The following is a 25,796-nucleotide window of genomic DNA, read 5'->3' on the forward strand; positions in this document are numbered from 1 at the left end:
GCGCAACACTGGCATTAGGGGAGCGGGCCACCCATGGCACCGCCGTCGGCACAGATAACCGGATCGAACAAGCGGGCGCAACTCGGCCGCTTCGCCGGGTTCGCTTTCGCCACGCTGGGCGCAGCGCTTGGTGCGCTGTTGCTCATCATCTCGCTATGGCGGCCCGAAACGTTCAACGGCCTGCGCTCCATGGCAGCCGATGCGGCGAGCCCGGTGGGCGAGGCCGGCGCCAGCACGCGCACCGGATCGCGCAGCTTCTTCGAAGCCATCGCCGGATACTACAACGCCGGAAGCCGCAACGCGCAGCTTGAGCGGGAATTGCAGATCGCCCGGGTGAAGGCAGCCGAAATGGAGGCCCTGGAAGAAGAGAACGCGCGCCTGCGCGGCGTGCTTCGCCTGGCGCAGAGCGAAGGCGAAAGCCGCCCGGTCGCCACAGGGCGCCTGATCGGGTCCAGCTCTACCAGCACCCGCCGGTTCGGATACCTGTCCGCCGGCCGCGGCGACGGGGTGAAGGTCGGTATGCCCGTCACCTCGCCCATGGGCCTTGTCGGTCGCATTCTGGAGGTCGGCCAGTCGACCTCGCGGGTGCTGCTATTGACCGACAACGAGAGTATCGTGCCCGTGCGGCGCGCTACCGACGATGTCGTCGCCTTTGCCGAAGGGCGCGCCGATGGATCGCTGCGCATCCGCCTCATCAACCTCGGCATCAATCCCCTGGAGGAGGGCGACATTTTCGTCACCTCCGGCGCGGGTGGCCTGTTCCGCCCCGGTGTGGCGGTCGCCATGGTAACCCGGATTACCGACGATGGCGCCATCGGCCAGTTGCTCAGCAATCCGGCAGCGACGGACTTCGTCGTGGTCGAACCGATTTTCGAACCCGCCTCCCTGCAAATGGCCCGGACGCCGCTGCTCACGGAGCAGGCGGGTGACGAAGACGAATGATGGAGCGGCTCAGTTCCAGCGCCCGGCATGACCGGTTCGGCAGCAAGATCAACCGGGACCATTCTCCCGTCCTCGCCTTCGGCATCCCGTGGTTGACGATCCTGCTTGCCTCGCTGGTGCCGTTGTTGCCGGTAATCGCGCCGGCGCCTTTGCTGCCGCCGTTCGGTTTTATCGCGCTCCTCGCCTGGCGCATGGCGCGCCCTGGCCTGCTCCCGCTGTGGGCGGGGCTGCCGCTCGGTCTGTTCGACGATCTGTATTCCGGTCAGCCGCTCGGCTCGGGCATCCTGCTGTTCTCCCTCACCATGATCGCCATCGAAATGATCGAGATGCGTTTTCCCTGGCGCGGGTTCTGGCAGGATTGGGCGGTGGCGAGCGTTTTCATCGTCCTCTATATCGGCCTTTGCGCGCTGTTCTCCGGCACGCCGCTCTCGCTCAGCCAGACACCGTTGCTGCTGCCGCAACTGGGCCTTTCCATTCTGCTGTTTCCGATGGTCGCACGCCTCGTCACCGCGCTCGATAATCTTCGGTTAAAGCGCGTTAGGCGATTTGGCTGACATGGATCGCCACATAACCACCAACCAGCTGAAGGACGTGTTCGACCGCCGCAGCTTCGTGATCGGCGCCGTGCAGGGCGGCATCGGCCTGCTGCTGGCCGCACGCATGGGCTACATCGCTGTCGCCGAGAACGAGAAATACACGCTCGAGGCCGAGAGCAACCGGGTCAACCTGTCGCTGATACCGCCCCGCCGCGGGTGGATCCTCGATCGCAACGGCTCGCCCCTCGCCTCGAACCGCGCCGACTTCCGCGTCGACGTTATCCCCGAGCGGGTTCACGACGCCGGACGCACGGTGGACCTGTTGAGCGAGCTGCTCGATTTCACCCCGGTCGAAAAGGCGGATCTGCTGCAACGGGTGGAGGACGGGCGCGGCTTTTCCGCCGTCGCCGTGGCGAGCGGGTTGGCGTTCGACAAGTTTGCTGCCGTCAGCGTGCGCCTGCCGGAATTGCCGGGCGTGATCCCCCAGCGCGGCTTCTCGCGGTTCTACCCGACCGGCCCTTCGGTCGGTCACCTGCTCGGCTACGTCGGCGCGCCAAGCCGCGAGGAGTACGAGCAAGACCCCGAGCCGCTGCTGCTCACCCCCGGCTTCAAGATGGGGAAAGACGGGATGGAGCAGCAGTTCGAGACGACACTGCGCGGCGTTCCCGGCGCACGGCGCGTGGAGGTGACCGCGGGTGGGCGCATCGTGCGCGATCTCGACACGCGCGAGGATGTCCAGGGCAACCCGATCCGCCTTACGATCGATGGCCCGTTGCAGGATTATGCCGCGCGCCGCCTCGGCCTCGAATCCGGGTCCGTGGTGGTAATCGACTGCCTGACCGGCGACCTGCTGGCCATGGCCTCGATGCCCAGCTTCGATCCCAACAGCTTTTCCGATGGTATCGGCCGCGTCGAATATTCGATGCTGGCAGAGAACGACCGGGTGCCGCTGCGCAACAAGATCCTGCAAGGGCTTTATCCGCCCGGCTCCACCGTCAAGCCGATGATCTCCATGGCGTTCCTGGAACAGGGCCTTTCGCCCGATGCGAGCGTAGGCTGCAGCGGCGGTCTTCGCGTCGGCAACCGCGTGTTTCGCTGCTGGAAACGCGGCGGCCACGGCACGGTGGACATGGCCGCGGGCATCTATCAGTCCTGCGACGTCTACTTCTACCATTTCGCCCAGCAGATCGGGATGGACCCCATCGCGGCGATGGCGCGCAAGTGCGGCATGGGGCAGCAGTTTCCCCTGCCTGTCGTCAGCCAGTTCTATGGGACCGTCCCTGACGCGGAGTGGAAACAGGAAAAGTATGGCGAGGCCTGGCAGCCCTACGACACCGTGAACGCGACGATCGGCCAGGGTTACATGCTGGCCAACCCGTTGCAGCTGGCGGTGATGTCGGCACGGCTCGCCACCGGCAACCAGATCATGCCGAGACTGGTGCTCGACAACACCAAGCCGCAATTTGCCTCCATGGGGTTCGATCCCACGTACGTCGATATCATCCAGGCCGCCATGAGCGATGTGGTCAACGGCCCTGGCACCGCTGGCCGTGCCAAGCTGCCGATCGAGAACGTGCTGCTGGCGGGCAAGACCGGCACGGCGCAGGTTGTCGGGCTCAATCTGTCCGATGGCAAGAGCGGTCCGTGGAAGTATCGCGACCACGGCCTGTTCGTGTGTTTTGCCCCCTTCGACAACCCGCGCTATGCCTGCGCAGTGGTGATCGAGCACGGCGGCGGGTCGGGTGCGGCCTATCCCGTGGCGCGTGACGTCATGACGTTCCTCTTCGACCCGCAAAAGGCGCTCGACGCGCTGCACGGGTTCGAGGCGCAATGGGGCGGCACCGCGCAGGAACGGCTAAACCGCGATTACGCCGCCTATGCCGCCGCTGCCGGCGTGGACCTGCCCCCCGCACCCGCGCCCTATACCCTGGCCCGGCAGGTCGATGCAGAGGCGCGCGCCGCCGCCACGGAGCCGGCGCGAGCCGATACCGGCGCGATCATCCCGCGCGAGGATGCGACCCCCAGCGCAGAGACGCCGCCTACCTTGGGCACGGGCATTGCGTCCGGCGCCGGCAACGCCCGCACCGCGGCAGACAGCGCGACATGAGAGGTGCGATCACCCTCCCCGCCCCGCTCGCCCAGTTCCCCTGGCGCGTGGTGATCCCCCTCGTCCTGCTCGTCGTCTTCGGGGCAGCCGTCCTCCATTCGGCAGCCGGTGGCTCGATGAGCCCCTATGCCTGGTCGCACATCATCCGCTTTGGCGTGTTCCTCGTCATGGCGCTGATAATGTCCTACGTTCCGCTTGAGTGGGCGAGAATCGGCGCGGTGCCGATCTATGCTGCGACGCTCCTTCTCCTCATGGCGGTCGAAGCGGTGGGCGCAATTGGCGGCGGCAGCCAGCGATGGCTGGAGCTTGGTTTCATCCGCCTGCAACCTTCCGAACTGATGAAGCCGGGCATTGTCCTGATCCTGGCCGCTTTCTTCCACGCCTTGCCAGTGGGCATGATCGGTACCTGGCGCGCGTTGCTCGTGCCGCTCGGGATCATGGTGGTCCCGGTGGCACTGGTGATGCTCCAGCCCGATCTCGGCACTGCGCTCGCCATCTCATTCGGCGCAATCGTGGTGATGTTCATGGCGGGGATACCGGTGAAATGGTTCATCGGCGGCGGAGCGGCGGCCATCGTTACCATTCCGCTCGCGGTCATGTTCGTCCTCAAGGACTACCAGCGCCAGCGCGTGCTGACCTTCCTCGATCCGGAAAGCGATCCGCTCGGCACCGGATACCACATTACCCAGTCGAAAATTGCCATCGGCTCGGGCGGGATCTTCGGCAAGGGCTTCGGCAACGGCTCGCAAAGCCATCTCGACTACCTGCCCGAACCGCACACCGATTTCGTGTTTGCCACCATGTCCGAAGAATGGGGCCTTGTTGGCGGGCTGTTCGTGTTGCTGATCTTCGGCATCGTGCTGCGCTGGGGTTTGCTGGTGGCGCGCGATGCCAAGGATCGCTTCTCCCGCCTGCTGGCTGGCGGGCTTACCGCCACGATTTTCTTTTATGTAGCCATCAACCTGCTGATGGTGATGGGCTTCGCCCCCGTGGTCGGCATTCCATTGCCCTTCATGAGCCACGGGGGCTCGTCCATGCTCACTAACATGCTGTGCATCGGTGGGCTGATGATGGTCGATCGCCACAGCCGCCGCATGGGCTCAGGCAGCGGATTTTAAGCCATCGCGGCAATTCGTGCTGCAAACCCCTTGCCAGAATGCGAGCACACGCTATTTGGACGCCTCTCCCGACGAATCGTCGCAGGGGAAGACCAGCGAAATACGCCGGTACGGACGCATAGCTCAGTTGGTAGAGCAGCTGACTCTTAATCAGCGGGTCCTAGGTTCGAGCCCTAGTGCGTCCACCACTTTTTTCTTTAATTCTCAACTCGTTAGATGAAGTCATCAGTCGCCTGGCGTCACCGAAAGGTGCTCAAGTAAGCACATAGGAAGCACGGAAATCGCTACACGGCATGACGGCTTTGGAGACGTCACAGTTGGTTCAACGAGCGGTCCGGTCTTGCAATCACGGGCCTCGCAATACGCCGCATGACTACTTTGTCTAATCAGCCCGGACAGTTTGGAAGCTTTCGAGCCTTCAAGGTTCTCGGCAAACCCGGGCCCGGAGCGCTCTCTTGCGAGTCCTACTGCCCCTCTCAATGTTCCCGCGGCTTCTACCGCACGTTTTTATGCAGAGGCCCCTATGCTTACCCGTCGAGTAAATATTCGTGATGATGGGATCACAAGATCGAGTCCTGTAATCGGCACCATTCGCTCCCAAAATCGCCACTAGTTTCGTGCACTCACGCGTTAGTGCCGTGAAGGCCGCCTTTCTGCAGCATTTGAAGGCGGCAACAATTCGTGTGGGGTCTTGAGACCGAGCTAGAGCGTGTGTGCGGGATTTCCCGACCAAGGCTCAGCGAGACCTTCTGTGACTAGCCTACTCCCAAGGCTAAGCCCGCCGCGGGCCGCAATTTGGATCTTGCGACCAATTCTGTCTTCATATGGAGAATGGCAATGGATCCTTTCATCAGTATGAGTCGAACTGCGGGAAACTCCCCACGAAGGGTCGTTTTGTGACCACGCCATCGCTGCTGGCGCATGTCTCATTATCGAAGATTCCTTGAAAGACCCGCGTTTCGCAACTAATCCGAATTCAACTGGCGGACCGCGCTTCCGCTCATCAATAAGCCGTTAGATTGGCGCGGCCGGGCGCGTGTCTAATTGCTTTCCGCGCCTGGAAGTCTAACGTTCGTCACCATGCCAGAAAGCGAGCCTTTTTTCGTCACGCGCGCCGGTGAAGTATGGGCCTGCTGGCTGGACGGAAAGCCTGCGGTGAACTTGGGAAGCGAGCAGAATTTCTGGGCATCTGCCGAGAAATTATACAACGAACTAAACCCCGGATCTTCGGCACCACCATCCGTAGATGCGCAAGACGTCGATGCAACTGACCTTCCAGAAGTCGATCAGAAGCCACCACAAGCACCCATAGACCGGGCGGAAGACCGACATGAGGTAACGATCATCGGGCGGGTTTATGGCTCAGAAGGTAGCAACGAGATTACGATCTACGACTTGTCGGAACGGGGATGTAGGATCGAAAACGCAGTGAACGCAAAGCCCGGCTCGTTTGTGAGTGTAAAGCTTGGAAAAATCGGACCGTTGGACGCGATGATCCGATGGAGAAAAGGTAAGTCGGCGGGTTTGAAATTCTCTGAGCCACTTCATCCCGCTGTCCTGGAGCACATTCGGAAACAGATTAGCCTGCGGTAATTTTGAAAGCTGGGCGGCAATCTACTCCGCTAGGCTTGGCGAAAATTGGATTACCGTCGCTCTATTTCTTTGCCGGCGATCTTCCTGGCTGGTGTAGATCTAGGACCGATCATCCCGCTCACGCGCGTCCTGTGGTCCATCGTGCTCGCGGACTACCATGCGAGCAATTGGATGCTGTTCTGGCTCTACGAGCGGATCGCCCGCTGGCCGGACTGGGGTTAGCTTGCCTACCAGCAGGGCGCCCGGGCACTGATTGAGCAGCTGACGCACCTCGCGTTCGCCGACTGGGAGAACAGTGACGGGCGATGTAGTGCTCGATGTGGCCTGCCATGGCAGGTCGCCCCACGCCCTCTTTTTGCATCCGCATTTGTCGAGCCGCGTTCTTAAAGTTCGCCAATTTTGTCCGCTCAGATCCGTATCGCTCAGGCTCAGATACCGAACTGGGGTCGTAGCCGATGACGATGGAACGAAATCATGCAGATCCGCCTTAAAAATTGGTGCCAGCCATGGTTGAAATCGGAGCTAAGCAAATCTTCTCGGGATACTGACACCAAGTCCACCAGCGCAAATCCCTGACGCGTGATGATCGCGCGTCGCTTCGCCGCGGCGGGCGATTTTCCTCAAGCCTGCGCCCGAATACTGTCCACGTTGTTCGCCGTGACGAACGGGACATCTAGTGACGGTGCGCTTTTCCGCCGGCGGCCTGCGCCTTTCCAGCCTCGCGAAGAGTATTCAAGATACCCTGCTCTAGCTGACAAGATAAGCATCTTCACTAAGGCTGGCGGGATCAACCGCAGGTCGTGACCGGGATGGGCTAAATGCCCCGCCCAAGGGTACGCGCCGCCGCAAGTTACCAATGCGATAATGTAGGCCGGTCGCTGGGAAAGGAATCGAGCAGTCAGACAAGCTTGAGCCGAAGGCTGAAAACCTTTCCGTCCTACGCGTGGCCGCGATGTGATGCGCGTCCGCCACAGCATCACTTAAATAGGTAGCGCGTGCGACTTTTGAGAGCACTATCAGTTTGATCCAATTGCCGATCTCAGGAAGTCAAACTAGATACGCTTCGAACTGACGATTCAAAATGGGGGCTGGCTGTCTAAGATGGCCAAATTTGCATTTTTATGGATAGCTCGCAAGTTCACTCAGGAAAATCTTTCGTAATAGACCTTAACGATCTGGCGCCTCCTCGTTCAGAGACCATCGAATTGGCTAAATCTTGTGTAATTGCAGCTGTCGAAGCGCTCTCTATCGTGGCCATTTTTATTTTTATCGGTGCCATTTATGATGGGCACTGGAGTGCTGGAAATCATGTGCGAAATGGTGTAAGCATAGCCTTATTATATGTATTCATAGGATTTTATCGCGGCACATTCTCGGTCGCAAACTTAGAATCAGCGCACACGTCGATAAAGTTTGCCGTTACCTCTACCGCGTTGGCTTTCGCATTGCGATTTTCCCTTTTGTTTATCTCAAAAGATGGCGATGAGTATTCTCGTTTGGTCACAGCATTGGGTTTAGTTGTTTCAATCCTATTACTTGCTTTTCTTCGGCTTGTTGGGCGGAAATTGTATAAACCGCAAGCTTCCGATGAACGCGTCGCGATTGTGATCGCTGGTGGCGCATTGCTAAAGCATCCCTCCAAATCTATCGTGAGGGGTCCGGAGAACCTCTCTCAACGACTGCTCAGAGACCAAGACAGCCTCTCTCGGTTTGGAGATGGGATGAAAGACTTCGCGCGTGTAATTGTCAGTTGTCCGATTGATCGCAGAGCGGAATGGGCATTGGTATTACAATCAATAGGGGTGCGAGGTGAGGTAGTATCAGAACCGTTGCACGCCTTGTTACCTATTGGCCTAGCCCGCTACGATAATTTTACAGCGATTCAAGTTTCCTCTGGTCCTTTATCATTATACCAGCGCGCAATTAAGCGACTTTTCGATCTTTCCTTCACCGTTCCTGCGTTGGTTGTACTTAGTCCAATGTTACTTATTATCGCTGTAGCTTTAAAACTAGACAGCGAAGGGCCAATTTTTTTCAGGCAAGAACGTCTTGGTAAAAGTAACCGGTATTTTACCGCATACAAATTTCGCAGCATGCGCGCCATTGACAGCGACTTCGAAGGAAATCTATCGGCATCGCGGGATGACAGTCGGATAACGCGTGTTGGCAGATTTTTGCGTCGCACAAGCCTTGACGAATTGCCTCAGTTGCTGAACGTGCTGCGTGGGGAAATGAGCCTAGTCGGCCCTCGCCCTCATGCAACAGCATCGACGGCAGGCGGGAAGCTTTTTTGGGAAATATCTGACACCTATTGGAAGCGCCACGCCGCGAAACCGGGACTTACGGGTCTTGCGCAAGTTCGTGGCTTTCGCGGTGCGACCCACCAAGAATCGGACCTTACCAATAGAATTAAGTCGGATCTTGAATATATGCAGGAATGGTCAATTTGGAAAGACATCGTTATCTTAGTTAAGACCTTTGCCGTATTGATTCATCCAAACGCATATTAACTTTTATTTGCCGTTAACTTTCGGAGTGGAAATTGTTTAAAAAAACCGCCCTTATTACCGGCGTCACCGGGCAGGACGGAGCCTACCTGTCGCACCTGTTGCTCGAAAAGGGTTACGAGGTGCACGGCATCAAGCGGCGCAGTTCCAGCTTCAACACCGGCCGGATCGAGGACATTTACCAGGATCCGCACGTCGATAACCAGAAGTTCACCCTGCACTACGGTGACCTCACCGACAGCACGAACCTCATTCGCATCGTGCAGGAAACCCGGCCGGACGAGATCTACAACCTCGCCGCGCAGAGCCATGTCGCGGTCAGCTTCGAGACGCCCGAATATACCGCCAACGCCGATGCCATCGGCACGCTGCGCCTGCTCGAGGCGATCCGCATCGCCGGCCTCGAGAAGACCACGCGCTTCTACCAGGCATCGACCAGCGAACTGTACGGCCTGGTGCAGGAAGTCCCGCAGCGCGAGACGACGCCATTCTACCCGCGCAGCCCCTATGCTGCGGCAAAGCTCTATGCCTACTGGATCACGGTCAACTACCGCGAGGCCTACGGGATGCACGCCAGCAACGGCATCCTGTTCAACCACGAAAGCCCGCTGCGCGGCGAGACCTTTGTCACCCGCAAGATCACCCGCGCCGCCGCCGCCATTGCCTTGGGCCGACAGGACAAGCTGTTCCTCGGCAACCTCGATGCCAAGCGCGACTGGGGCCACGCCCGCGAATATGTGCGCGGCATGTGGATGATGGTGCAGCAGGACCAGCCCGACGATTACGTGCTCGCCACCGGCGTCACCACCGAGGTGCGCGAATTCGTGCGCTGGGCCTTCGAGGATGCGGGCGTGCCGCTTGAATTCCGGGGCGAGGGCATCGACGAAAAGGCCTACAGCAAGGCTGACGGGCGCTGCCTCGTCGAGGTCGACCCGCGCTATTTCCGCCCGACCGAGGTGGAACTGCTGCTGGGCGATCCCACCAAGGCGAACGAGCAGCTCGGCTGGAAGCACGAGACCAGCCCGCGGGATCTGGCGCGCGAGATGGTGCTGGCCGACATGGAGGTGATGAAGGCCGAACCGATCGCAGGCTTCGACTGATGTCCTACGACCTCGCCGGAAAACGCGTCTACGTCGCCGGGCACAAGGGCATGGTCGGATCGGCCATCGTCCGCCGGCTGGCACGCGAAGATTGCGAGGTGCTGGTCGCCGACCGGCAGGTGGACCTGCGCGAACAAGCGGCGGTGCGCGCGTGGTTCGCCGCGAACCGCCCCGATGCGGTGATCGTGGCGGCGGCCAAGGTCGGCGGCATCCACGCCAACGACACCTATCCGGCCGAGTTCCTCTACGACAACCTGATGATTGAGGCGAACCTCGTCGAAGCCTCGCGCCAGGCCGAAGTGGAGAAGCTGCTGTTCCTCGGCTCCTCGTGCATCTATCCGCGCATGGCCCCGCAGCCGATCCCAGAAGATGCCCTGCTGACTGGCCCGCTGGAACCGACCAACGAGTGGTATGCCATCGCCAAGATCGCGGGCATCAAGCTGGTGCAGGCCTACCGCCGCCAGTATGGCTGCGACTACATCAGTGCGATGCCGACCAACCTCTATGGTCCGGGTGACAACTTCGACCTCGCCAACAGCCATGTCCTGCCTGCGCTGATCCGCAAGGCGCACGAGGCCAAGGAAACGGGCAGCAAGAGCATCACGATCTGGGGCACCGGAACGCCCCGGCGCGAGTTCCTGCACGTCGACGACCTTGCTGACGGCGCGGTGTTCCTGCTCAAGCAATACTCGGGAGAGGAGCACGTCAATCTCGGTTCCGGCACCGATCTGCCCATCAGCGAACTGGCGCGGCTGGTGTGCGATGCGGTGGGGTTCGACGGCGAGATCGTCACCGATACGTCCAAGCCCGACGGCACCCCGCGCAAGCTGATGAGCGGCGACAAGCTCGCCGCCTTGGGCTGGAAGCCCACCATCGGGCTGCGCGAGGGCATTGCCGACGCTTACCGCGCCTTCCTGGCTGGAGAGCGCAAGGGTTGACGCAAATGCCAGTTCATACCAACGACGATCACCTTACAGCGCCTCGACATGACGATCCGCGTTTCGTTGTGCTCGGCGTGCCTGTCTCCGCGGTCACGATGGCGGAGGCGGTAGACCGGATCGAGCGCTGGGCCGGCGACGGAACGGGTCGTTTCGTCTGCGTTCGCGATGTCGCCAGCCTGATGGCGATTGTTGACAACCCGGCGATTTCGCCTCTGCATCGCGACGCCGCAATGATCGTTCCGGACGGGATGCCCCTTGTCTGGATCGGCAAAAGGCAGGGCCAACTGGTCGAGCGAGTATGCGGACCCGATCTGTTCGAGGAAATGCTGCGCCGTTCCGGCAGAACGGGTCTGAACCACTACTTCTACGGCGGAAAGCCTGGAATTGCCACGAAGCTGGCTAGCCAGTTCAAAAATCGCTTCCCCGATGCCCGCGTTGTTGGCGCGTCGACACCTCCGTTCCGGGACCTTAGCGAAACGGAGCGGGAAGAGACGCTTTCTGCCATCGCAGCCAGCGGTGCGGATGTGGTTTGGATCGGAATGTCGTCCCCCAAGCAGGATGTATGGATGTGGGAGAACGTCCATCGCCTGTCGCAAACGCTGATCGGCGTGGGGGCAGCTTTCGATTTTCATACCGGCGAAGTCCGTCGCGCGCCGCACTGGATGCAAAAGAATGGCCTCGAATGGCTCTTCCGCCTGCTGGCTGAACCCAAGCGCCTGTGGCGCCGGTATCTGGTCGTAGCGCCACGTTTCGTATGGAGGGTTTGGCGCGAGCGAACTGCTTCCGAGGCATGAGCCTCGCTCGCTTGATATGGTCGTCGTTGAAAAGGCGCACGTTTGTATCTGGACCGGTCCGTGTCGGATCAAGGTTTCATATCGGCCTGTTGTCTTTCGTGAGCGCGTCAACAGATCTGGAAATCGGATCAGATGTCTATATCGGCAAATTCTGCTCAGTCCAATGCAATGGCCGCATCGGTTCTGGTACGCTCATCGCGAATAATGTGGGGATAGTCGGACGGCGTGATCATAGATTCAAAACCGTTGGGTCATACGTTCGCCGGGCACCGTGGGTGGGCGACGATCATGATCTAGCGAGCCATCCCAAAAATAGCATCGAGATTGGAGTCGATGTTTGGATCGGCTTCGGCGCGACTATACTGTCGGGTATCTGTATTGGCCGGGGCGCGATCATCGCGGCGGGATCGGTGGTGACCGAAGACGTTGAGCCTTACTCGATTATTTCCGGAAACCCCGCGCGCGTCGTCGGAAAGCGTTTCAATGTCGCGCAAATCGAAGAACATGAACGACTGCTCAAGGGATTGCCATGAAGCGCGTCAGCTATGTCTTTCCCACCTCGCACCGTTTTCGGATTCCTTTTCATGAGGCTCTTCGTACGAAGCTGGCGGCAAAAGGAGTCGAATATCGCGTCATATATTCACCGCCCTCAAAGGCCAACATCCTTAAAAACGATGTAGCCGACATACCTTGGGGTCGGTGCGTTCCGATTACCAAAGCGTTTGGTTCGAGATTACAATGGCAACAAGCCTTAGTGCATACTGCAAAAGACGATCTAGTTATTGTTCAACAGGAAAGCTCGCTAGCGCTGAATTACGTGTTCCAGATTTGCCGCCAAGCGAAAATACCATCGCCTAAAATCGCCTTTTTCGGCCACGGTCGAAACTTCCAGGCCCGCAAGCCGGACAGTCTTGCCGAGCGTTGGAAGCGGTTCTGGGCAACCAAGGTCGACTGGTGGTTCGCTTATACTGACGAAACGCGGCGGCATATCGAATCCCTGGGCTTCCCGCCCGAGCGGATCACCGTTTTCAACAACGCCGTTGACTCGTCGCAGGTCCGGGCTGACTATGCTTCCATCATGCCGGAACGGCTCGCTGAGCGACGGGAGGAGCTTGGGCTGAAGGGCGACAACATCTGCATCTTCGTTGGCGGCATCTATGCGGACAAGCGCATCGCCTTTCTCGTCCAGGCCGCGCGCGCCATTCGCGCGCAGGTACCCGGTTTCGAGTTGGTCGTGGCCGGGGGGGGGCCGGAATCACCGCTGCTGGCCGAACTGACCCGCGACCTGTCCTGGATCAAGGTGGTCGGTCCGCGGTTCGGAGCCGACAAGGTGGAACTGATGGCGCTGGCCAGACTGTTCCTGATGCCCGGCCTCGTCGGCCTGGCGGTGGTGGATGCGGGGGCAGCGAACCTGCCCACCGTCACCACAGCCTTCCCCTGGCACAGCCCCGAAATTGCGTACATCGAGGACAGCAAGAGCGGTGTGATCGTGCCCGACTGGGAGGATGCGCAGGCCTATGCCGATGCCGTGGTCGCCCTACTCCGTGATCCGGTCAGGCTGTCCGCCATGCGTGCGGAGGCATCGCGCATGGCGGAATCCTTGACCATCGAGGCCATGGCAGAGCGCTTTGCCGAAGGCGTCCTCAAGGCGCTCGCCGCCTAAGCATGCCGTCCTGTCACAGCCGGTCCAGCCACCCTGCCGCCGAAAGGCCATCGACCAGCGGGGCGCCCATAGCGTGCTGCGCGCAGATCGTCGGGTGCACGCCGTCGGGCAGAGAAGCGGCATTGGCTGGGAAGGCAGCGGCCTGGCTCACGTAGGTGACCATTGATGCCGCCTCCAGCGCCGCGGCATTGGCGGCGACTGTGCGAACCGCCGACAACGGGCTTTCCGGGGCATGGACCCTCGGGGGGCTGCCCGATCAGCACCATGCGCGTGGCGGGAAAAACCTCCCTCTTCCAGTCCAGCAGGACCTGCGAATTGGCCGCGCATCCGGCCCTACTGCCCTCGTTCGTCCCGAGCATCAGCTAGATCAGGTTCGCCGGGCCGACATCAAACTCACCTAGCTGATTGGCGGAGATCGCGTGCGCGGTGCGCCACACGTGGTTGGCCCTTTGCGATCCGGCGATGGCGCTTCCCCTGCACCCGCAAAATCCGCTGCAGATGCACGTAGTACCAGTCGTTCCCGCTCGTCTGCCTGGTGCCGCCACCTTAGGGTTTTTACATCGCGGTCGTGTTGATGCTGTCGCCAATCACAGGCATGGTCTTTGGCGCGTTCAGGTCGAGATCAGGTTCGCAGCACTGGCGGTCTGCGGCACCGCCGTGTGCCGCGTGAAATTGATCGTATGCCCCTCGGCCGCGAAGCATGCGATGGCGATGGTCACCGTGCCGCTCAAGCCAAGGCCCACCAGCGCAACATGAGAAGCCGGCCCCACCTAGCTGCCGATCAGCGCGGCATTGGTCCGCTGCACCCATACCTTGAAGAGGTGCGTGCTAAAGACGGTGTTAGACTCCGCCACAGCACCCACCCCGGCGGGGGCACGATGTCGCCCAGCGTGTCGTCAACGGCACAGGCACGCCCCACGTTGTTGCCCCAAGCATAGGTTTTGCTCGCCCGCCAGTCTTCGCGCAGCGACCTGTCGTGAAAGGAAGGGGCCGCCCTGCCCTCCACCGGAAGAGGACGGGTATGATCGATTGCATCCGCCTTCGCTGTGCGAAATTGATGGTGTCGCGAGGGACGTGGTCGGCGAGGCTGATTATCAGCAGGGCATTCACGGCGCGTATCCTTTTCGAGGTGTCGCGCTGCTACAACGAAGGATAGCGTATAGGACAGCGAGTTTTTCAAACTAGATTTGCGGGACACGGCGAGTGGACCGGTTATAAAGATTTGCGAACCCAATATGATCGAAGAAAATAGAGCGGAACAACGTACGAAACGCAGCCGCAGAAAATGGCGCCACCAATCAACAAAATTGACGGAGTATGCGGTGGGACAAAGTACAGAACCAATGACGTTCCCACTATCATCACTCCAGTAATCACGGCAGGGAACCACATATCATCAATTAATTCCCTCAGAAAACAGAGAAGGCCCCGATCTAGCCGGGAACCAACAAAGATCAAAAAACTCATTACAGAGCGTATTGAGAATATACACGCAATATATGTCAGACCAGAAGACGCGAATGGAATCAGAAGGAGCAATCCGATTACAAACTCCCATACTCGGATCGCAAGCAATCGAGAATACTCACCTAAAAGTATCTTTCTAGCCCTATCAACCGATACTAAGCAGCTAAATATACCGCCTATGACCATAAAAGGAATCAGACGCGCGGAATCAGTCCAGTCTTCGCCGAAAATTTCGGGTACAAGCAAATTTGCGACAAGACCAAAACCTACAAAGCACGGAAAAACGACCAGACTTTGAGCGAAAAGCAGAGGCGACGCTTTCTCGCTCCCACCATTCTGATCGATGCGCGAAGATGTCACCAAGAAAATCTTATCAAAAGAGCTACCCACTAAATCCTGCAATATCTGAATGAGCCGTTTAGCTAAAGAATAAATTCCTGTTCCATTCGCACCCACCACAAAACCTAAGAGCAAAATGTCAAGCCGATTAGTTAGAACATTTAAAGCCGTTCCGACCAAAACAGAGCGCATGCCTACAATCTCCTTCGCGGTGCCGGAGTAAGTCGCAATACGCACTTGCGGAAACAAGTATCGTCTCAACGTCAGCAGAATAAAAGATATATGATAAGCAGCTAATTGCCCGACAAAACTCCAATAGCCATAACCTCTATAGGCAAGTGATATACCAACGACCGCACCAATAAATGTTGATATACTTGTAAAAAAGGCTAACCTCGAAGCCGGCGCGCTAAACAACAAAAGCGCTCGCGACGGAATTGTAGCCGATTGTAAAAATACAACGAATGCCATCGCAATTACGAGGAAGGCTAGCTCCCGGTAGTCGTATGCCAAGGAAAGGGGGTAGCCGAGTGCTGCGATAGCTAAGGAAAATATGGCACCAGCTACAATCGAAACGCCGACTGAGTTGCTTGGTAACGCCCCATTTTTAGCCGCTTTCGCAAGAAGCACATTCTCCACAGCATCGCCATAAAGTTTATCTGCAAAAATTAGCGCTGATGAGGCAATCGCGTAAATGCCATACTCAGCGACCGATATTAGCCCAACAATTATTGAAAATGACACAAAGACAATGCCATTGTAGACCCAGCGGGCCGCAAGCAGCCAAGCAACCCGGTTAAAAAGACTCATCTTGCCGCTCAATGTGAATGTTCCCAAGGACGCTCCCAATCACTGATCAAAATTCGATCGAGCAACTGACCAGCTCCATCCTTCATTCGAATGATCGCCCTCGGGTTGGGCGCCACCGAAAGTTCGGTTACGTTAGACAGATTCGAGCCATCTTGCGCAATCAGCCTCTCTGCAATTTCAAGATCTTCGAACATCCCGATTATCTTTTGATCTCGATCATAATTTGTAAGCGCCACTGTGTTTGCGTTGCCAATCAAACCGAAAATCAAAACGTGAAGTCGATTACTCAGAAGCCAGTCCGCGCCCTGATAGATGGCGATAAACTTGTCGATCTCAGTTTCCGGAGCTGTTAAGCTAACCTGCCGATCAGAAGAAAGAACGCTGGCCAGGTCTTTCGCAAAGCTACGGTCGAACTCCACTTGGACAGCTATTACAACACTAAGCTTCCGGCCCCTGTCTACCATTTGCAAAAATTTTTGAACCGTGGCTGTGATGATAGCAGCTTCTGTCGCGTCACGAGATCGAAAGCTCAAGACGGCATAGGAGCCCTCAGCTTCTTCCCCAGCCACAGGCTCGAGCATGAATGCGAAGTCAGGGAAGAACCCGACATTCTCCAATCCCAAGGCCCTCGCGTAGGCTAGGGATGTGCTATCGCGCAGGCCGATGAAATCAATACTCTCATGACGCTTTCTAAATGGAATTTCAATCGACGGCAATACCGGCGAAAATGAACAACCCAGTCTGATTATTCGAACCCCAATCTTACGAAGGGAGGCGTAAACAAAACGAAATAGTAATTCCTTCAATGGTCGATAGGGATAGTCATAGCCTCCTAAACCCCCGGGTACGAGAAATAGATAGACGGAGAGGCCGCGGAGAGACTGAAAAATGAGGTTCGCCCAAAACGTCTTGGGGGAAACAATCTCTTGAGGGTAAAGCTGCAAACCATTTACAAACGCATCTGGAACGCCAGACACGTTCACGTGCAACACCCCCCTTTGCCGAAGCAGCTTGATACACTCCCGATTGATAGCCAAGTCACCGGTATTCTCGTATTGAGTGCGCACCAAAAAGAAAATCATAGCGCTCATTTTGCGATTTGCCTTTTTCCAGCGACAGCGACGATAAAAAATACAATCGTCATTAATTCGTTATAACGCGAGCCGATATTCATTACAGACAATCCGATAACGAAAACGACGCCGATCATTACGGGCAAATACGCCGTAGGAGGATGCACAAGCGAAAGCGCTCGCCGGCAATTTCTTAGAAAGGCGACCCCGATAGCAGAAAATAGGAGAAGTCCAAGCGCACCATTCTCTGCACAAATTTGGATAAGACCATTATGGAAGTGAGGCGCGCGATAATACTCGAAAGCCGAAAACCGTCTAAGAAAGAAGGCGCTATCGTCAAATATCCCTCCATATCCCCAGCCGAAAATCGGCCTTTCTCCAATATAGCTCGCACCGATCTCCCAAAGTTTTGTTCTTCCAGTTAAAGACAGATCCCTGCCAAGGACTGAAAATACTACGTCGATATGCATAAAAGCGATTGTACCTGAAATCACTATCAATAAAGTGACTACAGTCGCTATGATCGCGCCATACGTTTTCTTGAAGACCTGGGGAAGCAGAATGGCGCAAAACAGAACGCTCAACCCCGCGAGAAGGCCAATGGAAGACCCGGATAAAAGTATAAGCGCCAAAGACATCGCACACAAATATAGACGTTTAGCCCTAGAAAATAATGTCAGGTTTAATGCGAGGGAAAGGGCGGAATACAATCCGGCGTAGATCTTATGGCTGAAGATACCTTGGGCAGGCACGAGTCCGATGATGCTTGATCGGTCAATCGCATCAAAATATATCGCGTTTTTAAAACCTGCGAAGTATAAGAATATACTAATTGCTACGAGAATGTTTAATGTTTTGCATAAAATTTTAAAAGTCGTTCGAAGTCCGAGAACTCTTGCGCATGCAATTGCAAATCCTAAGTTAAACAAAAACGAGCTAGCATAGGCAAAATTTGATGCAGGATTGGAGGTCATAAACGTACTAAGTAGAACGTATAGCCCGAAGGATAGTGCAATTAGCTCCCGCCGAGAAACAAACTTGACGTTCGCAGATATTATTAATGGAATCGATAGTACAAATAGAAAGCCCCAAATTAACTGATACAGAGGTCCAGCGCTCTCGCCATCGTTTCCAAAGGCTGAAAGGATATTTGCCAGAGCACCAGCGGCACATGCGAAATAGACTGAGACAAATAATTTTTGGAAACGCGCGATATCGATTTTGCCAGCGCTCGTTTGCAACACAATTTTCGTTGTCGGGTCGTGTGGTACCGGCGGAGTCTTGTAGGTGGTCATACGTAAGAGGCCGATTTTGCGGCGAAACAATCTTGCCACCTGGAGGAGGGTAAACAGCTGCCCGGTAATAGACCGTAAGGGATGTCCACCTTGCGCAATTGCTCGGCAACAGATATCGCGGGTGATTGGTACCCGCGCGATGGCTTCGCCAGACTGCCTTCGGACACTCCAATTGTTCCAGGAAACCCGGCGAATGGGATTCCCATGGTGCTAGCGCGCAAGCCGTACCCCACATCGTTCAGATTAAGGACGAAGCCAAGATCGTTCATGCCGAACTGGTGGGTGACGCGTTTGGGAACCAAAACGATATTGTGGTTGATGGTATCGACGCCTTGTGCGTCGCCGCCATAACCGTGCATTAGAAAAGAGATGGACGGGAAGCGCCGGTCCCATCGCCCTCCACCGTAGTTCTGCTTTCGGTCTGCACCCCTTGTCGCACCGAAAAGCATGAATTTCGAACTGCCGCCCGCGTCCTGAACATTCCAGGCCGCTTCGACAGTATCAAGCTCTTCATCGTCGAGTTTCACATCGTAATTCCACCACAGGAATCCGTCGACTTCGATCTCGATCGCCTTGCTCCGCGCCCTGTTAGGCCCCCCGTTCCAAAACGCATCGCCCCTTCCGGAAATGACGATGGTATCAGGTCGAACCTGCATCGCGCTAGCAACCGTATCATCGGCACACGCATCATCGAGCAGGACCGGTACGATCTTTATAGTTATGGTGGAGGATATCGACCGCAGCGCGCGCACCGTCTTCTCGCGGCGATTGTGCGGGACGAGCGAGACGGCAATCCGCAGCGGCGCGGTTGCGCGCGAATCGTGCGGGCTCATCTCGCCCCCCCCTCCGCCGAATACACCAGATCAAATGTACTCGGTCTCGCGGTCACCGCGGAAATAGCTACCAGTTCAAGGCGAGGTATTGCACAAGATGTCGAAGACTGGGTTTCGAATTCCTGCTTTCGGGACGTGATCACGCCGATTACCTGCAGCCCGTTCGGGCAAGCGATGCGAAGGATTAGTTGGGGCAGCTCGCCCCCGTCCCTCGATATCGCCACCATGGCAAACTTACGGGCCGGTTGGGGACGGATTGCCGGGACCAGGTGTCGAAATACGATTGTCTGAGAGCGCGAGCCTACGAATTCGATCCTGACCGTTGCATCGGCGCCATCAATCCCGAAAGACTGTATTGAGTTGTTCTGCGGGAAGTTCCAGTTTGTCGGGAACGCATCGTTTGCCTCGACAGGCGCGAATTCGGGGCCGTGCTGACCAGCGATCCGATCAAGGTAGGCCAAACCTTCGGCATCCTGGTACTCGATCCCTTTTCTCATCAGACTAATGAAGTCTTCTGGGGGTATCCGAACAACCGTTTCGATTGCCTTCAGAAGCTCAACGCGGTTCTGGAAGGCGACTTGGTTCCCAATATTCCTGACGTTCGAGAGATAATCGGCCGCCCATGGCGGGTTCGACCTGAGATTGCTGGCAAGAAGGCTGCGCGTGCCCTCCTGACTTTCGAAAGCTGACAGAATGCCATAGAATTCTTCGGGCTCTTTTCCACGCCTCAGCAGAATATCGATGTTTCGCAATATTCCGACGCCATTGTTTTGAGCCGCAGCACGAAGCAGCAAGTTGTACCGAGCATCCTGTGCGCGAAATCCAAGCCTATCGAGAAGAGCCCACCCGGCATCCCCTTCCACCTCTCCACCTGCTTGCAAGGAAACAAGAACGCGGTTGAGGAGATTTGCCGATAGGGGCCGCGTGGCTAAGTCCTCGCGCAAGTCGGCTACTTCGGCAGGTCTCAGTGCACTTCGCGTGTCACTATTGCTAATGAGCGCGCGCGTTTCAATGATCGCTCGCCTCTCCGCAATAAGCGCTAAATCACCAATTACGAAGAAGAGAAGAAGGGGCAGAACAAATACGACCGCCTTTATGTCGAGGTGAGATGTCCGCTCCGGCCCTTTCCCCTCATCGATAGTTGTATTCATAACCGTAATCCGCGCCGTAACCGGCCTTTTTCGCATCAAATCGGCTTAGTATCACCCCTGCGATCTGGCTTTGTGCCAAGTTGATTCTCTGGATTGACGAGCGGATGCGTGCAGGCGGATTTTCCCCCGATCGCACGAGCAAAATGGTTCTGTCAGATACATTCGCTAGCTCAACTGCATCAGCCAGCCCGAGGATGGGCGGCGCATCAATGAAGATGTGGTCGTAATTCTCACCCAATTTAGCCAGGAGGGGGTTCAGCTGGTCTGCTGCAAGTAGCTCCGCGGGATTAGGTGGCTTTGGTCCGGTAGTAATCAGATCGAGATTGGGGGCAACCATCGATTGGATGGTCTCGGAGATACTCGCGTTGCTGGAAAGTAAGTCCGACAAACCGCGCACATTGTCGACTTCGAAAAGGGAATGTTGGCGTGGTCGCCGCATATCCGCATCAAGAACGACAACGCGCTTGCCGGTTCTCGCTGTGGCAAGAGCCAAGGCCATGCACGAAACCGACTTACCCTCGCCGGCCGAGGCGCTCGTAAAAGTAAGGCATTTAGGGAGCCCCCCGGTAAACGAAATCGCCAGTACCGCGCGAATTGCAGCATAAGCCTCCGCGATTTCGCTTTTGGGGTCCCGCAGGTCCGCCATGAGTTCGGTTTCCGATGTCTCTGGTGTAATTCCTAAAAGCGGCAGGGCTAGCAATCGCTCCACGTCATCGGGACTCCGGACGCGTCCAAAAATTTGCTCTCGCAAGAGCACGAAAAGAACCGCCAACACGCATCCGATGAGGATTGATAGAGCGACATTGAGGATCAGACTTGGCTTGATCGGCCTGTCAGGCACATCCGCGCGATCTACGAGAGAGATATTATTACTGGGCGCGCCCGCTTCAGCGTTCAAGCTGTTCAACCGAGCGAGAAGCGCCTCGTATTGTGTGCGATTGGTCTGGCTGCCCCGCTCGAGGATACCGAGTTGAACCGAATTGCGCTGATCCCGGATCTGATCCTCCTTAATCGAATCTAGGCGCTGACGAAGATCCCGTTCGGCGGCAACTGAGCTATCATATGGCGCGCGCAATCCACGACGAATTTGCTCTCCGAGGCTTTGCACGTTGCTCCGTAAAGCGTCGAATTGCGCCTGCGCCTCGATTACTTGCGGATGTCCGGGCAAGTACCGCGCGCGGCGCGCCTCCAACTCGCTTTGCGCCGTGGCGAGTTGCTGAACCAGCGACTGGACTGCAGGGTTCTGATTGACCTGCGGGATGCTCATGGCGGGAACGCTGGCGATCGCATTCCACTCATTAGCGGCGGTAATTCGCCTGGCGGTCGCCATGTTCAGATCGGTATTGATCTGCGTGAGGGATTGCGCAGTCAGCGTTGGCGCAGCCGCTCCATCCACGCCCGGGCCGGTGGCAAGAATTCGGGCCCCTTCGGAATAGGAATTCGAAGCCGCTTCGCTTGCCGCAAGCCTTTCTCTAGCTTCCGCGAGCTGACGCGAAAGGAACTCTCTCGCATAGGCGGATGTATCGACCTTACGCTGCAAATTGTTCTGAATGAAGCTTTCCGCAAAGCTGTTCGCTACGCGGGCGGAAACAAGGGGGTCAGGGCTCTCGAAAGTCAGGGTCGCTATGCGGCTTTCTATGGGGAGATCGACATAGAAATTGTTCATGAGGATGCTATCGACGGCGTCCACCTTGCGGTCACGCGCAACAGCACTTGACAGTCCTTCCGCGTCGATGGTGACATCAAACGCCTGAAGCAATTCGTCATTGTTGTAGAAGCCGAGATCGCGCGCAACCATTTGCGACAGAGACCTGCTGTGAAGTATGCCAACCTGCGTCTGCAGGAAACGATCAGCGTCTTGAATAGCGGCGGATGCGTCGGAATCTTCGGTTCCCGTGATTTTTGTCGCCGCCTGATCAATCTGCACCGAAGATGCCGCTGAGAAGATAGGCGTCATTAGCAGCGTGACGACCACTCCGGCCAAGGCCGCCATCAGAACGATGCCGGCGACCCAGAAACGTGATCTGAAAAGCGCAGACCGGATTGCTAGGAGGTCAATCGTAATAGCATGTTCATTCGTTCCAGAGAGTTGATCGTTACCAACTGAATCAAAATTTCTACTAACGTCTAACGCGTTCATTTTTCAGCCTCCGCCTAGATAATACGATAAAATAGGGCGGTAAGCAGAGGAGCGACTTGAAGTGCATCCCTTAGTAACCCTTTGACGCCTGATGCGCTGACCACAACGATGTCCCCGGCCTCAAGGGGCACATTCGGTTCAATTCCCATTCTCACGTCCCGCAGATCGAACTGGGCGGCATAAACTGCTTGGTCGACATGTCGGAATACAATTATTTCTTCGAGATTGGCCGTCTGTGTTGGCCCCCCCGCGAGGGCAATCGCCTGCAACAATGAAGTATCGCCTTTTATTTCGAAAACGCCGGGCGTTTCCACGTCCCCCTCCACAGTCAGACGTAATCTTGCTGAATTGGTGACGAAAACCGAAACCTGGGGGTTTCGCAAATATTCGGCTCCCAGACGATCTTGGATTTCTGTTGCGACCTCGCGTCCTGTTCGTCCTGCGACCTGTACGTCTCCAACAAGCGGAAAAGGAATGGTGCCAGATGAATCAACAGTAATTTCATCCAACGAAAGTGCGGGTTCGTCAAAAACATTGATTTGCAGAACATCGGACGCGCCGATGCGATAGGGACGATCGACTGTTGTCGGCATGTCAGCGGGTAAAGTCAGTTGCGCGCGCGTCTGCTCAATCGAAGGTCCAGAAGTACACCCCGATAACGAAGGGAGCGAAATTACTGCCGCGGCAAAGAAGATCATCTTGTTAAATTTTTTGATCATGTCTTTTCCCCATCACCGCCACGGCATCATCGTCAGTGAAGAATTGAGCCAGCCCCAGCGCAAAAAGCGTAAGGACGGCCGGCGTTCGAGCAGGATAATCGACGATCGAGTGCAGCAGAACGGCAACCGTCCAAAGCCCACCTAGCGACTGCAAATTTGTTGAACTGAGTTTGTCTCGCTTTTGCAGTAATCGTTTGAATCGTAAAAGCAAGAGGGTTAACGCCACTGCCAGTGCAATCGCGAAAGGGAGACCTCCCTCAAGCAGATACTCGAGGTATTCGCTATGGGCGCGATTGGCATATGTCAATGACAGGTCATCGATCGTTTCATAGAGTCCATACGCATCCACGAACGTGCCGTATCCGGACCCACTGGGGAAAAAGGCCTTAGCGGCTTTCCAAGTCCCCCGCCAGAAGGTCCAGCGCAAGTCATCCTCCACAGCATTAAAGCGTAAAAGCGATTCCGCGACCCTTAGGTTCACGAATGCAAGGAACAGCAACATCGTCGAGGCGCCAATTGCCCAGGCGGCTTTGAAACGTAGACTGCTCGAGCGTACTTTCTCGTCGAACAAAAGGATACCGCCGACTGTCAACAGCAGGGACAAGATCATGCCCGCACGCGAACCTGTCGAAATCACCCCAATAAGCAATAACAGCGTTGAAGTAATTGCCGGCCAACGATGCGAACGCGATGTTCGTCCGGCAATCCACCAGATCGCAGCGATCGTCATACCGAGAAACAGGGCCTGATGGTTGCGGTTTGCGAATATGCCCGGCCCATAGGAAACATGAGGACTGTTCCAGAAATCGAAGACACGCCCCCCGGTGGAGACCTGCACAGCGGCAATTGCTAAGCTAAGGAATGCAGCGCAAAGCAGGCATTTCATGGCGACAATACTTGCAGTCCGAATATCTATCCTAAACACGATATACAACGCAACACCCATCACTGCGTAAAGCAGGAAGTGCAAAGTCTGTAATGAATCGGTGGAGAATGGGGCCCATCCGCTAGGATCTCCATAAGCCCGCACTTCGCCCAATACTCGCGGTTGTACTGCGGTAACCCAAGAAATCGGAAAAGGGATTAATTGAAACAAAATCAAAAGTAGAAATAGGCACGGTCCCCATAATATCTTCGTCTCCAAACGGTTCCTGTAAGCCCTAGTCCGACAAAGGGCAAATGCATGGTATACCAAACACACTGTACACAGTTGCAGGATAGGCAATTGCCAAGTCTGCAGTTGGAAGTCTTTGCCACCGAATAGTAAGAGTAGAATTAAGGACGCAGCCACCCATAGTGATGACGTTGGGTTTTTTAAGGCTACCAATTCGGAAGTCGCCTGGGACATAAAAACTCCGAAAATTCACTGTCAGGGTTGACATAGGAATGGCCTTGATCCAGAAGCGGGTTGAAATTCAAGGGGTAACGAAATGTTGTTTGGTAAGAAATTGATTCTCGGCGGACTGCTTGCGGCCTCAATGTCGCTGCCGACCCTTTCGATGGCGCAGGAAGCGCCCGCAATAGAGCGCTCTTTCGCGCCGTTGGATAAGAGCGAGAAGCTCGTCGGTGTCGGATTGCCGATTATCTTACTTATCAGCCTAGTTGCCGTGGTGGGTGTTATCGCCGTCGCTTCGAGCGGCGGCAGTGATCAGCCCGGCAGTCCGTAGATCGTGTCAACGAAGGCCACAGGGGTTTTCACCTAAGGTTGGTTTTCTAACGGTAATTGGCCTCTCATCACGGCGTGATGGGAGGCCTTTGATATTGGCGCTTTACGAGCCACGGGTTGTAGATGGATCGGCTAACCTCTGTATGCTTCGCGCTGAAAAGCACAACTTTGCGCCGATGAGCTGCTAATATCGCCGATGTCTTTTGCCTCTCAATGTGCAAGGGCCTTGCAGGTCCCTTCGCTGACCGTCAGGCGGACAATTAAAATGATCCATCATTATGATTGACATCACGTGCCTCCTGATAAATTGATCGGTCTCAAATCCGAACCTGCTGACTACGAATTTTTATTAAGGGATTCAATGGATAACTCCGACAACAGTGCCAGCGAGGTTCTCATCACGCTGACTGCAGACATCGTCACCGCGCACGTGGCAAACAACAATGTCGACAACAACGCGCTGCCTGAGCTCATTCAGAGCGTTTACGGGGCGCTCGCCGGACTGGGTGCCACCGCTGCTCCGGAGGAAGTGCGCCCCGAGCCTGCGGTCTCCGTCCGCTCGTCGGTCAAGAAGGATCACATCGTCTGCCTCGAAGACGGCAAGAAGATGAAGATGCTCAAGCGTCACTTGATGACAGACCATGGCATGACGCCCGACGAATATCGCGCTCGCTGGGGCCTAGCCTCCGACTACCCGATGGTCGCCCCCGATTACGCTGCCAAGCGTCGCGATCTCGCCAAGAAGATTGGCCTCGGCCGCAAGCCCGGTCAGAAGGTGATAAAGACGAAGAAAAGTGCATCTGAGTGAACAATCGGAAATCGAGCGGATAAAGACCTTGCGAGCACGATGGTTTTTTCTTAGATTTAGTTGAATTTTTGTGCTTTTAGATTATGTATATTTTATGCGCGACCTTGTGCACACGGAAGCAGTGATCGGTTTTGGATCGCGCCGCGACTGGTCGGATGACCGAGCTGAAGGTGCAAAGCGGTCATTCGGCGGTG

General features: G+C 56.5%; 22 protein-coding genes, 1 tRNA gene and 1 pseudogene. 15 read left to right on the forward strand and 9 right to left on the reverse strand.

Annotated elements, in window-relative coordinates; translation table 11 throughout:
* The first annotated feature begins 33 nt into the window (after positions 1-33).
* The 13 genes and pseudogenes from mreC to GRI62_RS06420 all read left to right on the forward strand — a co-directional run bounded on the left by mreC (position 34) and on the right by GRI62_RS06420 (position 13,301).
* The gene (mreC, locus tag GRI62_RS06360) at positions 34-942 is read left to right on the forward strand and encodes a rod shape-determining protein MreC (RefSeq protein ID WP_131452527.1); all 909 of its coding nucleotides are present in this window, start codon (positions 34-36) and stop codon (positions 940-942) included.
* A 92-nt stretch (positions 943-1,034) separates the two neighbouring features.
* A complete protein-coding gene (mreD, locus tag GRI62_RS06365) occupies positions 1,035-1,496 on the forward strand; it encodes a rod shape-determining protein MreD (protein WP_234027380.1) in 462 nt (153 codons plus the stop codon).
* Position 1,497: 1 nt separating this feature from the next.
* A complete protein-coding gene (gene mrdA, locus GRI62_RS06370; protein WP_131452528.1) occupies positions 1,498-3,585 on the forward strand; it encodes a penicillin-binding protein 2 in 2,088 nt (695 codons plus the stop codon).
* Positions 3,582-4,703, forward strand: a complete 1,122-nt coding sequence (gene rodA / locus GRI62_RS06375) for a rod shape-determining protein RodA (protein WP_131452529.1) — start codon at positions 3,582-3,584, stop codon at positions 4,701-4,703. Before mrdA ends, rodA begins: the two co-directional genes overlap by 4 nt.
* A gap of 112 nt (positions 4,704-4,815) precedes the next feature.
* Positions 4,816-4,891 (forward strand) — tRNA-Lys (locus GRI62_RS06380).
* 892 nt (positions 4,892-5,783) lie between these two features.
* Positions 5,784-6,296: a PilZ domain-containing protein gene (locus GRI62_RS06385; protein ID WP_131452530.1), complete on the forward strand. Its 513-nt coding sequence runs from the start codon at positions 5,784-5,786 to the stop codon at positions 6,294-6,296.
* Positions 6,297-6,341: 45 nt separating this feature from the next.
* The gene (locus GRI62_RS06390) at positions 6,342-6,518 is read left to right on the forward strand and encodes a hypothetical protein (RefSeq protein WP_160731827.1); all 177 of its coding nucleotides are present in this window, start codon (positions 6,342-6,344) and stop codon (positions 6,516-6,518) included.
* Positions 6,519-7,417: 899 nt separating this feature from the next.
* The gene (locus tag GRI62_RS06395; RefSeq protein WP_131452531.1) at positions 7,418-8,806 is read left to right on the forward strand and encodes an exopolysaccharide biosynthesis polyprenyl glycosylphosphotransferase; all 1,389 of its coding nucleotides are present in this window, start codon (positions 7,418-7,420) and stop codon (positions 8,804-8,806) included.
* A gap of 32 nt (positions 8,807-8,838) precedes the next feature.
* Positions 8,839-9,903: a GDP-mannose 4,6-dehydratase gene (gene gmd / locus GRI62_RS06400; RefSeq protein ID WP_160731828.1), complete on the forward strand. Its 1,065-nt coding sequence runs from the start codon at positions 8,839-8,841 to the stop codon at positions 9,901-9,903.
* Positions 9,903-10,841, forward strand: a complete 939-nt coding sequence (gene fcl, locus GRI62_RS06405; protein WP_131452533.1) for a GDP-L-fucose synthase — start codon at positions 9,903-9,905, stop codon at positions 10,839-10,841. The genes gmd and fcl overlap by 1 nt, the downstream gene beginning before the upstream one ends.
* A 5-nt stretch (positions 10,842-10,846) precedes the next feature.
* Positions 10,847-11,638: a WecB/TagA/CpsF family glycosyltransferase gene (locus GRI62_RS06410; protein ID WP_131452534.1), complete on the forward strand. Its 792-nt coding sequence runs from the start codon at positions 10,847-10,849 to the stop codon at positions 11,636-11,638.
* Between the two features lie 326 nt (positions 11,639-11,964).
* Positions 11,965-12,120 (forward strand): annotated as a pseudogene (locus tag GRI62_RS14725) (chloramphenicol acetyltransferase); the annotation flags it as partial.
* A 47-nt stretch (positions 12,121-12,167) separates the two neighbouring features.
* Complete coding sequence (locus GRI62_RS06420; protein ID WP_131452536.1) at positions 12,168-13,301, forward strand: glycosyltransferase family 4 protein; 1,134 nt, start codon at positions 12,168-12,170, stop codon at positions 13,299-13,301.
* 13 nt (positions 13,302-13,314) lie between these two features.
* Here GRI62_RS06420 and GRI62_RS06425 read toward each other — a convergent pair whose 3' ends face one another.
* From GRI62_RS06425 to GRI62_RS06465, 9 genes are all read right to left on the reverse strand, one after another.
* Positions 13,315-13,518, reverse strand: coding sequence for a hypothetical protein (locus GRI62_RS06425; RefSeq protein ID WP_131452537.1), 204 nt, complete (start codon positions 13,516-13,518; stop codon positions 13,315-13,317).
* A gap of 995 nt (positions 13,519-14,513) precedes the next feature.
* Positions 14,514-15,929: an oligosaccharide flippase family protein gene (locus tag GRI62_RS06430; protein WP_131452538.1), complete on the reverse strand. Its 1,416-nt coding sequence runs from the start codon at positions 15,927-15,929 to the stop codon at positions 14,514-14,516.
* Entirely contained in the window at positions 15,926-17,008 is a 1,083-nt protein-coding gene (locus tag GRI62_RS06435) for a polysaccharide pyruvyl transferase family protein (protein WP_131452539.1), read from the reverse strand. Before GRI62_RS06435 ends, GRI62_RS06430 begins: the two co-directional genes overlap by 4 nt.
* Entirely contained in the window at positions 17,005-18,285 is a 1,281-nt protein-coding gene (locus GRI62_RS06440; protein WP_131452540.1) for an O-antigen ligase family protein, read from the reverse strand. The genes GRI62_RS06435 and GRI62_RS06440 overlap by 4 nt, the downstream gene beginning before the upstream one ends.
* Entirely contained in the window at positions 18,282-19,118 is an 837-nt protein-coding gene (locus tag GRI62_RS06445) for a glycosyltransferase family 2 protein (RefSeq protein ID WP_131452541.1), read from the reverse strand. Before GRI62_RS06445 ends, GRI62_RS06440 begins: the two co-directional genes overlap by 4 nt.
* A complete protein-coding gene (locus GRI62_RS06450) occupies positions 19,115-20,269 on the reverse strand; it encodes a hypothetical protein (protein WP_131452542.1) in 1,155 nt (384 codons plus the stop codon). Before GRI62_RS06450 ends, GRI62_RS06445 begins: the two co-directional genes overlap by 4 nt.
* The gene (locus GRI62_RS06455) at positions 20,250-22,409 is read right to left on the reverse strand and encodes a GumC family protein (RefSeq protein WP_131452543.1); all 2,160 of its coding nucleotides are present in this window, start codon (positions 22,407-22,409) and stop codon (positions 20,250-20,252) included. The genes GRI62_RS06450 and GRI62_RS06455 overlap by 20 nt, the downstream gene beginning before the upstream one ends.
* A 14-nt stretch (positions 22,410-22,423) precedes the next feature.
* Positions 22,424-23,128, reverse strand: a complete 705-nt coding sequence (locus GRI62_RS06460; protein WP_131452544.1) for a polysaccharide biosynthesis/export family protein — start codon at positions 23,126-23,128, stop codon at positions 22,424-22,426.
* Entirely contained in the window at positions 23,112-24,074 is a 963-nt protein-coding gene (locus GRI62_RS06465) for an O-antigen ligase family protein (protein ID WP_160731829.1), read from the reverse strand. The genes GRI62_RS06460 and GRI62_RS06465 overlap by 17 nt, the downstream gene beginning before the upstream one ends.
* 484 nt (positions 24,075-24,558) lie before the next feature.
* On the opposite strand from GRI62_RS06465, the gene GRI62_RS06470 reads away from it, so the two are divergent.
* Together GRI62_RS06470 and GRI62_RS06475 are read left to right on the forward strand one after the other, a co-directional pair.
* Positions 24,559-24,795: a hypothetical protein gene (locus GRI62_RS06470; RefSeq protein WP_131452546.1), complete on the forward strand. Its 237-nt coding sequence runs from the start codon at positions 24,559-24,561 to the stop codon at positions 24,793-24,795.
* A 360-nt stretch (positions 24,796-25,155) separates the two neighbouring features.
* A complete protein-coding gene (locus GRI62_RS06475; RefSeq protein WP_131453801.1) occupies positions 25,156-25,602 on the forward strand; it encodes a Ros/MucR family transcriptional regulator in 447 nt (148 codons plus the stop codon).
* Positions 25,603-25,796: the final 194 nt, after the last annotated feature.

It is taken from the genome of Aurantiacibacter arachoides (genome assembly GCF_009827335.1).
Taxonomy (GTDB): Bacteria; Pseudomonadota; Alphaproteobacteria; order Sphingomonadales; family Sphingomonadaceae; genus Alteraurantiacibacter; species Alteraurantiacibacter arachoides.

Coding starts and splice junctions, on each gene's coding strand:
- GRI62_RS06410 (WP_131452534.1), top strand. CDS start 10,847: ATGCCAGTTCATACCAACGACGATCACCTTACAGCGCCTCGACATGAC.
- GRI62_RS06450 (WP_131452542.1), bottom strand. CDS start 20,269: ATGAATACAACTATCGATGAGGGGAAAGGGCCGGAGCGGACATCTCAC.
- GRI62_RS06455 (WP_131452543.1), bottom strand. CDS start 22,409: ATGAACGCGTTAGACGTTAGTAGAAATTTTGATTCAGTTGGTAACGAT.
- GRI62_RS06435 (WP_131452539.1), bottom strand. CDS start 17,008: ATGAGCGCTATGATTTTCTTTTTGGTGCGCACTCAATACGAGAATACC.
- GRI62_RS06475 (WP_131453801.1), top strand. CDS start 25,156: ATGGATAACTCCGACAACAGTGCCAGCGAGGTTCTCATCACGCTGACT.
- mrdA (WP_131452528.1), top strand. CDS start 1,498: ATGGATCGCCACATAACCACCAACCAGCTGAAGGACGTGTTCGACCGC.
- fcl (WP_131452533.1), top strand. CDS start 9,903: ATGTCCTACGACCTCGCCGGAAAACGCGTCTACGTCGCCGGGCACAAG.
- GRI62_RS06460 (WP_131452544.1), bottom strand. CDS start 23,128: ATGATCAAAAAATTTAACAAGATGATCTTCTTTGCCGCGGCAGTAATT.
- mreC (WP_131452527.1), top strand. CDS start 34: ATGGCACCGCCGTCGGCACAGATAACCGGATCGAACAAGCGGGCGCAA.
- GRI62_RS06385 (WP_131452530.1), top strand. CDS start 5,784: ATGCCAGAAAGCGAGCCTTTTTTCGTCACGCGCGCCGGTGAAGTATGG.
- GRI62_RS06470 (WP_131452546.1), top strand. CDS start 24,559: ATGTTGTTTGGTAAGAAATTGATTCTCGGCGGACTGCTTGCGGCCTCA.
- GRI62_RS06395 (WP_131452531.1), top strand. CDS start 7,418: ATGGATAGCTCGCAAGTTCACTCAGGAAAATCTTTCGTAATAGACCTT.
- GRI62_RS06440 (WP_131452540.1), bottom strand. CDS start 18,285: ATGACCACCTACAAGACTCCGCCGGTACCACACGACCCGACAACGAAA.
- GRI62_RS06445 (WP_131452541.1), bottom strand. CDS start 19,118: ATGAGCCCGCACGATTCGCGCGCAACCGCGCCGCTGCGGATTGCCGTC.
- GRI62_RS06465 (WP_160731829.1), bottom strand. CDS start 24,074: ATGGGTGTTGCGTTGTATATCGTGTTTAGGATAGATATTCGGACTGCA.
- rodA (WP_131452529.1), top strand. CDS start 3,582: ATGAGAGGTGCGATCACCCTCCCCGCCCCGCTCGCCCAGTTCCCCTGG.
- GRI62_RS06420 (WP_131452536.1), top strand. CDS start 12,168: ATGAAGCGCGTCAGCTATGTCTTTCCCACCTCGCACCGTTTTCGGATT.